Here is a 13,036-nt window from a genome sequence, read left to right as displayed (position 1 = left end):
TGAATGGTTTGATCTTTGAAAACTGAACAACGAGTGAGTATTAAATGAGAATTAAAATTCTCGTCAGTAACTGATTGAGCTAATCGCTCTTTCGAATAAACTTGGATGATTCGTTCATCCAACCTTTATTGGAGAGTTTGATCCTGGCTCAGGACGAACGCTGGCGGCGTGCCTAATACATGCAAGTCGAGCGGACCTGATGGAGTGCTTGCACTCCTGATGGTTAGCGGCGGACGGGTGAGTAACACGTAGGCAACCTGCCCGTAAGACCGGGATAACTACCGGAAACGGTAGCTAATACCGGATAATCAAGCCTCTCGCATGAGAAGCTTGGGAAAGGCGGAGCAATCTGTCACTTACGGATGGGCCTGCGGCGCATTAGCTAGTTGGTGGGGTAACGGCTCACCAAGGCGACGATGCGTAGCCGACCTGAGAGGGTGAACGGCCACACTGGGACTGAGACACGGCCCAGACTCCTACGGGAGGCAGCAGTAGGGAATCTTCCGCAATGGACGAAAGTCTGACGGAGCAACGCCGCGTGAGTGATGAAGGTTTTCGGATCGTAAAGCTCTGTTGCCAGGGAAGAACGTCCTGTAGAGTAACTGCTACAGGAGTGACGGTACCTGAGAAGAAAGCCCCGGCTAACTACGTGCCAGCAGCCGCGGTAATACGTAGGGGGCAAGCGTTGTCCGGAATTATTGGGCGTAAAGCGCGCGCAGGCGGCTGTTTAAGTCTGGTGTATAATCCTGGGGCTCAACTCCGGGTCGCACTGGAAACTGGACGGCTTGAGTGCAGAAGAGGAGAGTGGAATTCCACGTGTAGCGGTGAAATGCGTAGAGATGTGGAGGAACACCAGTGGCGAAGGCGACTCTCTGGGCTGTAACTGACGCTGAGGCGCGAAAGCGTGGGGAGCAAACAGGATTAGATACCCTGGTAGTCCACGCCGTAAACGATGAGTGCTAGGTGTTAGGGGTTTCGATACCCTTGGTGCCGAAGTAAACACATTAAGCACTCCGCCTGGGGAGTACGGCCGCAAGGCTGAAACTCAAAGGAATTGACGGGGACCCGCACAAGCAGTGGAGTATGTGGTTTAATTCGAAGCAACGCGAAGAACCTTACCAGGTCTTGACATCCCTCTGACCGCTGTAGAGATATGGCTTTCCTTCGGGACAGAGGAGACAGGTGGTGCATGGTTGTCGTCAGCTCGTGTCGTGAGATGTTGGGTTAAGTCCCGCAACGAGCGCAACCCTTGACTTTAGTTGCCAGCAAGTGAAGTTGGGCACTCTAGAGTGACTGCCGGTGACAAACCGGAGGAAGGTGGGGATGACGTCAAATCATCATGCCCCTTATGACCTGGGCTACACACGTACTACAATGGCCGGTACAACGGGAAGCGAAGTCGTGAGATGGAGCGAATCCTAGAAAAGCCGGTCTCAGTTCGGATTGCAGGCTGCAACTCGCCTGCATGAAGTCGGAATTGCTAGTAATCGCGGATCAGCATGCCGCGGTGAATACGTTCCCGGGTCTTGTACACACCGCCCGTCACACCACGAGAGTTTACAACACCCGAAGTCGGTGAGGTAACCGCAAGGGGCCAGCCGCCGAAGGTGGGGTAGATGATTGGGGTGAAGTCGTAACAAGGTAGCCGTATCGGAAGGTGCGGCTGGATCACCTCCTTTCTATGGAGTACCTCGTTCCTGTTACGGAACGGTACAAATACAAAATCAGGTCTTAGGCCTGTTACTCACTCGTTGGTCAGTTTTGAGAGTTCAAACTCTCATGCGTTTGGTGATGATGGCGGAGGGGTTCCACGCGTACCCATCCCGAACACGACCGTTAAGCCCTCCAGCGCCGATGGTACTTGGACCGAAGGGTCCTGGGAGAGTAGGACGTCGCCAAGCGCAGCCCATTTTTGGGTGCATAAATAAATATTGTTATGGGCCCTTAGCTCAGTTGGTTAGAGCGCACCCCTGATAAGGGTGAGGTCGGTGGTTCGAGTCCACTAGGGCCCACCATAAATCCCATAACATGTGCTGCGTGTTTTTTTTGGTGGAAGTCACCGATGATTCATTCGGAATCGCCTTCACAGCAGGTGTTAATTTTTGGGATAAATATATGGGGCCATAGCTCAGCTGGGAGAGCGCCTGCCTTGCAAGCAGGAGGTCAGGAGTTCGATCCTCCTTGGCTCCACCATAATTTATTATTTCCAACACTTACCGGTTGAACGGTAAGGCAGGAGATGATAAGATATTCTTCCGCCGGTAAAACGGCGAAGAAACTTGATCCTTGAAAACTGGATAACGAAACGAAATTTGCGTTTTAGAACAATCCTTTTAGCTGAACTTGTGTCAAAACAAGTGAAGATATTAGTGGTTTGATATTTTCCTTCGGGAAAAATCATGGTTAAGCTACTAAGAGCACACGGAGGATGCCTAGGCGCTAGGAGCCGAAGAAGGACGTGGCGAACAACGAAACTGCCTCGGGGAGCTGTAAGCAAGCATCGATCCGGGGATGTCCGAATGGGGAAACCCGGCTGGGGTAATACCTAGTCACTCATCACTGAATCCATAGGTGGTGAAGAGGCATACCAGGGGAACTGAAACATCTAAGTACCCTGAGGAAGAGAAAACAATAGTGATTCCGTCAGTAGCGGCGAGCGAACGCGGATTAGCCTAAACCGAAGAGCTTGCTCTTCGGGGTTGTGGGACGTCTCACATGGAGTTACAAAGGCGGAGGTTAGACGAACAGGTCTGGAAAGGCCGGCCAGAGAAGGTAAAAGCCCTGTAATCGAAAGTCTCCGCCCTCCGAGACGGATCCCGAGTAGTGCGGGGCACGTGAAACCCCGTATGAATCCGCCAGGACCATCTGGTAAGGCTAAATACTCCCTAGCGACCGATAGTGAAGCAGTACCGTGAGGGAAAGGTGAAAAGCACCCCGGAAGGGGAGTGAAAGAGAACCTGAAACCGTGTGCTTACAAGAAGTCAGAGCCCTCTATATGGGTGATGGCGTGCCTTTTGTAGAATGAACCGGCGAGTTACGTTTGCAAGCAAGGTTAAGCTGAGAAAGCGGAGCCGCAGCGAAAGCGAGTCTGAATAGGGCGAATTTAGTTTGCAGGCGTAGACCCGAAACCGTGTGATCTACCCCTGTCCAGGGTGAAGGTGCGGTAACACGCACTGGAGGCCCGAACCCACGTACGTTGAAAAGTGCGGGGATGAGGTGGGGGTAGCGGAGAAATTCCAATCGAACTCGGAGATAGCTGGTTCTCCCCGAAATAGCTTTAGGGCTAGCCTCGGTGTGACAGTCGTGGAGGTAGAGCACTGATTGGGTGCGGGGCCCGCAAGGGTTACCAAGCTCAGTCAAACTCCGAATGCCATAGACTGATTCACCGGGAGTCAGACAGTGAGTGCTAAGATCCATTGTCAAAAGGGAAACAGCCCAGACCATCAGCTAAGGTCCCCAAGTGTGTGTTAAGTGGGAAAGGATGTGGAGTTGCACAGACAACCAGGATGTTGGCTTAGAAGCAGCCACCATTTAAAGAGTGCGTAATAGCTCACTGGTCGAGTGACTCTGCGCCGAAAATGTAACGGGGCTAAACACACCACCGAAGCTATGGCTTGAATCGACTTCACTGCTTCTTTGAGGCGGTGATAACCAGGTACATTTTTGCCGAAAGCAACCGATGAATATTGTTCAAAGGTTTCGGCCAAATGCACCTCGGGGTTAAACACAGGACTTCGAAGCAGGAGTGAAGTCGATTCAGGGGTAGGGGAGCGTTGTATGAGGGTTGAAGGTGTACCGGAAGGAGCGCTGGACTTCATACAAGTGAGAATGCCGGTATGAGTAACGAAAAGATCAGTGAGAATCTGATCCGCCGAAAGCCTAAGGGTTCCTGAGGAAGGTTCGTCCGCTCAGGGTAAGTCGGGACCTAAGGCGAGGCCGAAAGGCGTAGTCGAAGGACAACAGGTTGAAATTCCTGTACCACCGTAATCCGCTATGAGCGATGGGGTGACGCAGGAGGGTAGTGACGCGGGGCGATGGAATGCCCCGTCCAAGCAGTGAGGCTGGTGTGTAGGCAAATCCGCACACCGTAAGGCTGGGCTGTGATGGGGAGGGAAAATTTACAGTACCGAAGGTCATGATCTCACACTGCCGAGAAAAGCCTCTAGCCAGGAGAAGGTGCCCGTACCGCAAACCGACACAGGTAGGCGAGAAGAGAATTCTAAGGCGCGCGGAAGAACTCTCGTTAAGGAACTCGGCAAAATGACCCCGTAACTTCGGGAGAAGGGGTGCCCCGGTAGGGTTTATAGCCCGAGGGGGCCGCAGTGAAAAGGCCCAAGCGACTGTTTAGCAAAAACACAGGTCTGTGCGAAGCCGCAAGGCGAAGTATACGGGCTGACGCCTGCCCGGTGCTGGAAGGTTAAGGGGAGCGGTTAGGAGTAATCCGAAGCTGTGAACCGAAGCCCCAGTAAACGGCGGCCGTAACTATAACGGTCCTAAGGTAGCGAAATTCCTTGTCAGGTAAATTCTGACCCGCACGAATGGCGTAACGACTTGGGCGCTGTCTCAACGAGAGATCCGGTGAAATTTTAATACCTGTGAAGATGCAGGTTACCCGCGACAAGACGGAAAGACCCCATGGAGCTTTACTGCAGCTTGATATTGGACTTTGATACGATTTGTACAGGATAGGTGGGAGCCTAAGAAGTGGGAGCGCAAGCTTCCATGGAGGCGCCGTTGGGATACCACCCTGATCGTATCGGAGTTCTAACCCGGTACCGTGATCCGGTACGGGGACCGTGTCAGGCGGGCAGTTTGACTGGGGCGGTCGCCTCCTAAAGAGTAACGGAGGCGCCCCAAGGTTCCCTCAGAATGGTTGGAAATCATTCGCAGAGTGCAAAGGCAAAAGGGAGCTTGACTGCGAGACTGACAAGTCGAGCAGGGACGAAAGTCGGGCTTAGTGATCCGGTGGTACCGCATGGAAGGGCCATCGCTCAACGGATAAAAGCTACCCTGGGGATAACAGGCTTATCTCCCCCAAGAGTCCACATCGACGGGGAGGTTTGGCACCTCGATGTCGGCTCATCGCATCCTGGGGCTGAAGTAGGTCCCAAGGGTTGGGCTGTTCGCCCATTAAAGCGGTACGCGAGCTGGGTTCAGAACGTCGTGAGACAGTTCGGTCCCTATCTGTCGTGGGCGCAGGAAATTTGAGAGGAGCTGTCCTTAGTACGAGAGGACCGGGATGGACGCACCGCTGGTGTACCAGTTGTTCCGCCAGGAGCACAGCTGGGTAGCTAAGTGCGGACGGGATAAGCGCTGAAAGCATCTAAGCGTGAAGCCCCCCTCAAGATGAGATTTCCCAATTAGTAAGACCCCTTGAAGACGACGAGGTTGATAGGCCTGAGGTGGAAGTGCAGCAATGCATGGAGCTGACAGGTACTAATCGGTCGAGGGCTTATCCAAAACTCTACCCACCAAAGTGACGTGAAGCTTCGAAGCTGAGTCCGAGTACTTTGGCGGGGCCCGGAAATATACCCCAAAAAGTGACGCGAGGCTTCGTAGGTAATTCCGATTACTTTTCGGGGACCCCGGGAACTGAATAGGGCTAACACGCAAATCAAGTTTCGTATCCAGTTTTCAAGGATTAACCTTGAATTTATGGCTTGGAGAGATACCCAAGTGGCTATAAGGGGACCCTCTGCTAAGGGGTTAGACTGCGTAAGCGGTGCGAGGGTTCGAATCCCTCTCTCTCCGCCATTTGTACAAGCTTATCATATGGCGGCGTAGCTCAGCTGGCTAGAGCGTACGGTTCATACCCGTGAGGTCGGGGGTTCGATCCCCTCCGCCGCTACCAATAGTTTGATTTGGAGGCTTAGCTCAGCTGGGAGAGCATCTGCCTTACAAGCAGAGGGTCGGGGGTTCGATCCCCTCAGCCTCCACCATGAACTATTTAATCGTTATTTTTAACCGTGCCGGTGTAGCTCAATTGGTAGAGCAACTGACTTGTAATCAGTAGGTTGGGGGTTCAAGTCCTCTCGCCGGCACCATGTGATTCCTTTTTACTGCGGAGCCGTGGTGTAGAGGCCTAACATGCCTGCCTGTCACGCAGGAGATCGCGGGTTCGAATCCCGTCGGCTCCGCCATTACATTCTTGAATATTTCCACAATAAAGTGGGAAAGTTATCAACTTAACCGCTTTATTTTTTTGGCTAATTACGTAAGGCTCGGTAGCTCAGTCGGTAGAGCAGAGGACTGAAAATCCTCGTGTCGGCGGTTCGATTCCGTCCCGAGCCACTTTATGCCCCCTCTTTGGATCGTATTCGGGCAAAAAGGGCAGCATATACTACAGTATGGAGGCTTAGCGAAGTGGCCAAACGCAGCAGACTGTAAATCTGTTCTCTTACGAGTTCGGTGGTTCGAATCCATCAGCCTCCACCAGTTTTTATGAGCCATTAGCTCAGTTGGTAGAGCACCTGACTTTTAATCAGGGTGTCGAAGGTTCGAGTCCTTCATGGCTCATCAAAAGTCGTTGACCTTTGGGTTGGCGGCTTTTTTATATTATTGGGGTTTAATGGGCCCCATTCTGAGCATTAATTGCAAATCATACAACTAACCTTATAGCCATTTGCCCCATCATTCGTTTACTTGCATTTCATGCAAGTAATTCCTCTTTTTTTAGCTTCTTCTTCGAGAAATGGCGGAATTATTGCAGGTTTTACACTTAAACAAGCACTACGGCATCATTTCCGAATAGTAACCGTATATTTTGCAACTATTCCACTCGACCGCAGACCTCAAGAAAGCAGGAGCAGGAAGCAGGTACGCACTGGATTTCTATTCTATTGGATATTTCCAACCAGTGCGTTGCGCCCGTCGCGAGAACCATTCACCTAAACATCGTCAAATTTATAGTTAAAAGCCCGGTTGTGATAAAATAAAATGAACGAACGTTAAATATGGATAGATGGGAAAGGCGCAATATGGAGATTAAAAAGCTGAAGCAGCAGGTGGAGAGTATCATCGGCGCTCCAATTACGGAGTCGACTTGGGATGTTCAAGTCTGGCGCGAGACCGTGCAGGCGAGTAACGCAGGGGAAAACGGGCCTTTACGCAAGGATGGACGGATTGTTTGGCTTTGGAACATGAAGGCGGACGCCGTTCAGGTGATGCTGGCGGACGCGGGACAAGTGACGGAAGCGGAAGCGATGCTGATTCAGTTGTTGTTATCTGTGGCGCGTGATCAGCGGTCTAAAGGCGCCCCTTTAAAACAGGACGACGAATCCCGGAGTATCCAGCTTGGAGAATGGTTGCTTGAGCGTATGGGCCGCCATGAAATCAATTTTTCTGTTCCGAATGAATTTCCGATTAAGTCCCGGTTAAAAGGACAGATGCTCCCCTTTCTGTTAAGTTGGGATCACATAGGTCAGGGAAAGACGGTTTCTTTTGCAAAGCTCCATAAACTGCTGCGCAGTTATTTTGGCGGGGATGTCGTGTTAGTTCCGCTAAAAGAGGAATGGCTGATCCTGCTCGGGGAGGAGCTTTTGACGAACCTGCGCGAGGAAAGCGAAGAGGGGGCCGAGACGGAAAAGGATATGCTCGGAGCGTTATGCCAGGGATTGTACGAACTTATTACGAATGAATGGGTCGGCGGCATTCATATCGCCGTAGGCAACGCGCTGGTTGAGGAAAACGGGCTGACGTCGGCCGCGTTGGCGTTGCACCAGACCATGACCCTGGGACGTATTTTTAATATTACGAAAAAAATTCACCTGCCGTGGGAGCTAAAGCTGGAGCAGCTGGTGTACAGCATTCCGGAAGAAGAGAGGCTGCATTTCATCAAAGAGACCGGGGATCACGCCAAAGTATTCGAAGATGAGGAGACGCTGACCACGCTGGAAACTTTTTTTGAGCTGGACTGCAACGTCAGCGAAACCGCAAAGCGTCTATATATTCACCGGAATACGCTGCTGTACCGGATCGATAAGTTCAAGCAGGAAACGGGATTGGACGTCAGGACGTTTCGCGACGCCGTTTTGGTGAAATTGGAGCTCTTATTGTATAAAGTGACGAAAACCCGGTAGTTTTTTTGTGCAGTTTGTGGATGGATGGGTTGCCCCCTATCGATTAAGATATAAATATAAAATGTATCCGATTACATGAAGTCGATAAGCATCATACCAATTCTTTTAACGGGAGGCAAAAATCCATGGCAGGCGTACGCTTAGAACACATTTTCAAGAAATATCCGGGTGCCGAGAAGGCAACAGTGGCAGACATCAACCTCGACATTAAAGATAAAGAATTCCTCGTGCTGGTTGGACCGTCCGGTTGCGGTAAATCCACGACCCTTCGTATGATCGCCGGGCTTGAAGAAATTACCGACGGCAAACTGTACATCGGCGACCGCGTCGTCAACGACGTAGCTCCGAAAGACCGCGACATCGCGATGGTATTCCAATCTTACGCTTTGTATCCGCACATGAACGTTTATCAAAACATGGCGTTTGGTTTGAAATTGCGTAAAGTGAAGAAAGACGAAATCGACCGCCGTGTTCGCGAAGCGGCAAAAATCCTCGATATCGAGCATTTGCTCGACCGCAAGCCGAAGGCTCTGTCCGGCGGTCAACGTCAACGGGTTGCCTTGGGCCGCGCTATCGTCCGCGATCCTCAAGTGTTCCTGATGGACGAACCGCTTTCCAACTTGGACGCTAAATTGCGCGGTCAAATGCGCGCCGAAATCACGAAGCTGGTTAAACGTCTGGAAACGACTTGCATCTACGTAACACACGACCAGATCGAAGCTATGACGATGGGCGACCGGATCGTTGTTATGCATGACGGCATCATCCAACAAGCCGCTTCTCCGGAAGAACTTTACAACCAGCCGGGCAACATTTTCGTAGCCGGATTTATCGGTTCGCCTACGATGAACTTTGTAAACGGTAATTTGGTGGAAGAAGCCGGTGCCGTTCGATTCAGATCAACTAATCTGGATGTTGTTGTGCCTCAAGGCAAAGCTACCATTCTTAAAGATAAAGGTTATATCGGCAAAGACGTGATCATGGGGATCCGTCCGGAAGATATCCATGAAGAGCCGGTATTCCTGGAAGCTTCTCCGCAAACGGCGTTCACAGCCAACGTGTACCTGACGGAAAACCTGGGCCACGAAATGCAGTTGTACCTGAACGGCGCAGGCAGCGACACTTTGATCGCCCGCGTAGACGGCCGCTCCAATACGCGTGAAGGCGATAACGTGAAGCTGGCCATCGATATGAACAAAATCCATATCTTTGACAAAGAAACGGAACGCAACGTATTTTTCAACTAATTCGTTAGCAATGAAGAAACCGCCCCGAAGGGCGGTTTTTTGCTGTGATGTGAGAAACCCGTTTGCGAAATCGGGGCAAAAATAGCGGGCATCGGATGAAAGAGAATAATCTGAAAATGGTATATTGCTCCGAAGATTGATTTACGTTGCAATTTCCATTACGATGAATACATTGGAAGATCTAAGCGTATGGTGAATTTGTGTTCTTTTACACCGGATAATGGTGCTGGAGACTAGGACAGACTGTTTAGTCTGGATCGCTTGTAGGGGAAAGGAAGAACAACATGGCTAAAAAAGTAAAAGTGTCGGAATTGGTCAACCAATTCGGGCTCGAGGTCGTTTCCGGAGAGCAGGGATTAAAACGGGCGATTACGGTAGATGATCTGTACCGCCCGGGCTTGGAAATGGCCGGCTATTTTGAATACCATCCGCCGGAGCGGGTGCAGATTTTGGGGAAGACGGAATTAGCCTTCTACGAAATGCTTCCGGTAAACGAACGGAAGGAACGGATGGAACGATTGTGCAGCAGCGATGAGACGCCCTGCATTATTGTCACCCGCTCCTGGGAAGTACCGGAGGAGCTTATCCAAATCAGCTCGATTAAGCAAATCCCCGTACTGCGAAGCAGCATGGCGACAACGATCCTGTCAAGCCGGATCACCAGCTTCCTGGAGCGGAAATTGGCCCCCACGGCAACGATTCACGGGGTGCTTGTCGATGTGTACGGGGTGGGCATGCTTATCACCGGCAGCAGCGGCATCGGGAAAAGCGAAACGGCGCTGGAGCTCGTAAAGCGCGGCCACCGCTTGATTGCCGACGATGCCGTGGAAATCCGCCAAACGTCCGACAACCAGCTGCACGGTTCGGCGCCTGAGCTGATCCGGCATCTGCTGGAAATCCGCGGCGTCGGCATCATCAACGTCATGACGTTGTTTGGCGCCGGGGCGATCCGCAACAACAAACGGATACAGCTGGTCGTTAAGCTGGAGGCTTGGCAGCAGGAGAAGCAGTATGACCGGCTGGGGCTTGATGAGGAAACGACGCGCATCATCGACACCGACGTGCCGCTGGCAACGATTCCGGTGCGTCCCGGGCGGAACCTCGCCGTGATCCTTGAGGTGGCCGCGATGAACTTCCGTCTCAAACGGATGGGGTATAACGCGGCGCTGCAATTTACGACGAAGCTCACGGAGACGATTGCGGAAGATATCGACGATTTGGATTAGGAGCGTGAACGATGGGTACCTTGTTATTGGACCCGATAGCTTTTTCTATCGGTGCTTTGAAAGTGCATTGGTATGGCCTGATTCTGGGAAGCGCCGCTTTGGTCGGACTTCTGCTGGCGATCCGCGAAGGGAAACGCTTTGGCATTTCCCAGGAGTTTTTTATGGACTTGCTGCTCCTCGGCGTACCGTCGGCCATTATCGGCGCGAGAATTTATTTTGTCGCGTTTATGTGGGAAGACTATAAGGACAACCTGTGGGATATTTTTAAAATCTGGAACGGCGGCATCGCGATCTACGGCGCCCTGATCGGCGCCATCATCTGCGCGGTCATCTTTGTACGGCGGCGCGGGTACAACTTTTGGCGGATCGCCGACATTTGCGCGCCTTCCCTGATCGTGGGGCAAATGATCGGACGCTGGGGCAACTTCGTCAACCAGGAAGCCTATGGCGGACCGACGACGGAAAGCTTTTTGCGGGACCATTTGCATCTCCCGTCCTTTATCGTCAATCAGATGAACGTGGCCGGGACCTATCATCATCCCACGTTTTTGTATGAATCTTTGTGGAACTTGGCGGGCCTCATTTTGCTGCTGATTTTGCGCAGACAGAAATTTTTGCGGGCCGGGGAGCTGTTTGCCTCCTATTTTATCTGGTATTCCATCGGCCGCTTCTTCATCGAAGCATTGCGTACGGACAGCTTGGCGTTTCAGGGTGCGGCCTGGCTGGCGGCGTTCGTAAACGGATTGTGGACGCCGATGACTTGGCTCGGCTTTGAACAGGGGTATCTTGCCCCTTCTTACGGCAATGTGAGAATTTCGCAGCTGCTTGCTCTGTTTATTGTGGTGGCCGCCGTGGCATTTATGATTATTCGCCGCCGAACCGTACGTGCTTTGCCGCATTACAGCGATCCGATCGTTTCGACCAAAGCGGCTGCAGCGGAAAAATTGTCGGCGATGGAGTCGGCCGAACCGGAGCAAGCCGAGTCTATTTCCGATAAAACGGAGGAACTGCCGGACAGCCCAGAAGAGAAGAAGGAGTAGCTGCTGCATGATTGACACGGTGTTATTTGATCTCGATGGAACGATTATCGATACAAATGAATTGATCATTACGACTTTTTTGCATGTCATTCAGAAAAATCAATTGCGACCTCACACGCGGGAGGAAATCATCCCGTACATGGGGATGACGCTTGAGCACCAGCTGCAAGTCTTCTCGGGCCGGGAAGAGGTTGCGGACCTGGTCGCCGATTACCGGAAATACAACCGGGAGCGTCACGACGAACTGGTCGGGGAGTTTCCTTATGTCAAGGAAGTGCTCGGCAAACTCCATGACCGGGGGATTACGCTTGGCGTGGTGACGACGAAGATCAGGGAAACGGCCATGCTCGCCTTGGAACGGTTCGGGCTGCTGGAGTATATGCAAGCGATTGTGACGGTGGAGGATGTCGAGCATCCGAAGCCTCATCCCGAACCGATTTTGACGGCGCTGGAGCAGCTCAAGGCCAGTCCGGACCGGACATTAATGGTCGGCGACAGCGCAGCCGATCTGCAGTGCGCGCATGCCGCCGGAGTTCTTTCGGCAGGCGTGGCCTGGTCGCTCAAAGGCGTGGAGGAGCTGCAAAAATACGAGCCTGATTTTATCCTGAAAGACATGACCGATTTGTACGGCGTGTTAGGCTGGGAGCCCGTGAATCCGTGAGAAAGGTGAAGCGTTATCCGGTCGAAGGACCAAACGCATTGTGGCAGCTTTACCGGACGGTGAGCCCGTGGAAGGGCGTACGGAATTTTATTTTTATCCAACTTTCGCGTTATTGTCCGGTATTGTCCTTAAAAAACGCGATTTACCGCCGCGTTCTCGGCATGAAGGTCGGAGAGCACACCGCTTTTGGCCTGATGGTGATGGTGGACGTGTTTTTTCCGGAATTGATCACGATTGGCCGGAATTCGGTTATCGGCTATAATACGACCATTCTGGCGCACGAGTATTTGATTAAAGAGTATCGGCTGGGCGAAGTGCAAATTGGCAACGAGGTAATGATCGGGGCCAATTGCACGATTTTGCCTGGCGTAACGATCGGAGACGGCGCGGTGGTCGCCGCCGGGTCGGTTGTACATAAGGATGTGCCCGCGGGCGCTTTTGTCGGCGGCAACCCGCTGCGGGTGCTCGAGCGGAAAAGCCCGGAGGGAGCGGACCCTGAGGGTAAGTAATGCTCAAGGAAATCCATGATCGAAAAAGGCCGCCTCAAGGTCAGATAACCATCTGCCTAGGCGGCTTTTTCGGCTGTTATTTTGGCTCAACCATGAAATATGGCCTCTGCATCCCGGTTCTCCAGCCTTTCGCTAATGGTTGTAATCACGCTTATTTGGCTGAAAAGACGGGAATTCAATTTCTAACGGTTGCAGGTGCGCTTATTGGGGTGAAAAAGGCCCGGATTCATAGAAATAAGGCAAAATAAGCTCTATAGCAACCGTTAAATTTGGTT

Annotated in this window: 7 protein-coding genes, 10 tRNA genes and 3 rRNA genes; all 20 read left to right on the top strand. The window is 52.0% G+C overall.

Annotation, left to right across the window (positions count from 1 at the left end; translation table 11 throughout):
- Window positions 1-125 precede the first annotated feature (125 nt).
- The 20 genes from NYE74_RS02460 (at window position 126) to NYE74_RS02365 (ending at window position 13,009) form a co-directional block, all read left to right on the top strand.
- Window positions 126-1,679 (top strand): 16S ribosomal RNA (locus NYE74_RS02460).
- A 105-nt stretch (window positions 1,680-1,784) separates the two neighbouring features.
- Window positions 1,785-1,901 (top strand): 5S ribosomal RNA (rrf, locus tag NYE74_RS02455).
- 37 nt (window positions 1,902-1,938) lie between these two features.
- Window positions 1,939-2,015: transfer RNA gene (locus NYE74_RS02450), tRNA-Ile, on the top strand.
- Window positions 2,016-2,117: 102 nt separating this feature from the next.
- Window positions 2,118-2,193: transfer RNA gene (locus NYE74_RS02445), tRNA-Ala, on the top strand.
- Window positions 2,194-2,401: 208 nt separating this feature from the next.
- Window positions 2,402-5,460, top strand: a 23S ribosomal RNA gene (locus tag NYE74_RS02440).
- Together the 16S, 23S and 5S rRNA genes with 10 tRNA genes alongside form the textbook arrangement of a ribosomal RNA operon.
- 202 nt (window positions 5,461-5,662) lie before the next feature.
- Window positions 5,663-5,754: transfer RNA gene (locus tag NYE74_RS02435), tRNA-Ser, on the top strand.
- Between the two features lie 20 nt (window positions 5,755-5,774).
- Window positions 5,775-5,851, top strand: a tRNA-Met gene (locus NYE74_RS02430).
- 12 nt (window positions 5,852-5,863) lie between these two features.
- Window positions 5,864-5,939, top strand: a tRNA-Val gene (locus tag NYE74_RS02425).
- Window positions 5,940-5,968: 29 nt separating this feature from the next.
- A tRNA-Thr gene (locus NYE74_RS02420) sits at window positions 5,969-6,044 on the top strand.
- Between the two features lie 19 nt (window positions 6,045-6,063).
- Window positions 6,064-6,140, top strand: a tRNA-Asp gene (locus NYE74_RS02415).
- A 78-nt stretch (window positions 6,141-6,218) separates the two neighbouring features.
- Window positions 6,219-6,291: transfer RNA gene (locus NYE74_RS02410), tRNA-Phe, on the top strand.
- 58 nt (window positions 6,292-6,349) lie between these two features.
- Window positions 6,350-6,435: transfer RNA gene (locus tag NYE74_RS02405), tRNA-Tyr, on the top strand.
- An 8-nt stretch (window positions 6,436-6,443) separates the two neighbouring features.
- Window positions 6,444-6,516 (top strand) — tRNA-Lys (locus NYE74_RS02400).
- A gap of 461 nt (window positions 6,517-6,977) precedes the next feature.
- Window positions 6,978-8,078, top strand: a complete 1,101-nt coding sequence (locus tag NYE74_RS02395) for a PucR family transcriptional regulator (RefSeq protein ID WP_316560870.1) — start codon at window positions 6,978-6,980, stop codon at window positions 8,076-8,078.
- A gap of 125 nt (window positions 8,079-8,203) precedes the next feature.
- Window positions 8,204-9,325 (top strand): ABC transporter ATP-binding protein, encoded by a 1,122-nt coding sequence (locus NYE74_RS02390; protein ID WP_036627185.1) that lies wholly within the window; start codon window positions 8,204-8,206, stop codon window positions 9,323-9,325.
- A gap of 284 nt (window positions 9,326-9,609) precedes the next feature.
- On the top strand, window positions 9,610-10,551 hold the full coding sequence (hprK, locus tag NYE74_RS02385) for an HPr(Ser) kinase/phosphatase (protein WP_036627183.1): 942 nt from the start codon (window positions 9,610-9,612) through the stop codon (window positions 10,549-10,551).
- 11 nt (window positions 10,552-10,562) lie between these two features.
- Complete coding sequence (lgt, locus tag NYE74_RS02380; RefSeq protein ID WP_036627181.1) at window positions 10,563-11,591, top strand: prolipoprotein diacylglyceryl transferase; 1,029 nt, start codon at window positions 10,563-10,565, stop codon at window positions 11,589-11,591.
- A 7-nt stretch (window positions 11,592-11,598) separates the two neighbouring features.
- Window positions 11,599-12,252 (top strand): pyrophosphatase PpaX, encoded by a 654-nt coding sequence (gene ppaX / locus NYE74_RS02375; RefSeq protein WP_036627180.1) that lies wholly within the window; start codon window positions 11,599-11,601, stop codon window positions 12,250-12,252.
- Window positions 12,249-12,761 (top strand): acyltransferase, encoded by a 513-nt coding sequence (locus NYE74_RS02370; RefSeq protein WP_036627179.1) that lies wholly within the window; start codon window positions 12,249-12,251, stop codon window positions 12,759-12,761. Before ppaX ends, NYE74_RS02370 begins: the two co-directional genes overlap by 4 nt.
- Window positions 12,761-13,009 carry a hypothetical protein gene (locus NYE74_RS02365; protein ID WP_036627178.1) on the top strand — a complete coding sequence of 83 codons (249 nt, stop codon included), beginning with the start codon at window positions 12,761-12,763 and terminating at the stop codon, window positions 13,007-13,009. The genes NYE74_RS02370 and NYE74_RS02365 overlap by 1 nt, the downstream gene beginning before the upstream one ends.
- Window positions 13,010-13,036 lie beyond the last annotated feature (27 nt).

Source organism: Paenibacillus sp. FSL P4-0127 (assembly GCF_038007325.1).
GTDB classification, from domain to species: Bacteria; Bacillota; Bacilli; order Paenibacillales; family Paenibacillaceae; genus Fontibacillus; species Fontibacillus macerans.
The sequence above is the reverse complement of the archived record's forward strand: the minus strand, read 5'-3'. Positions and strand labels throughout refer to the sequence as shown.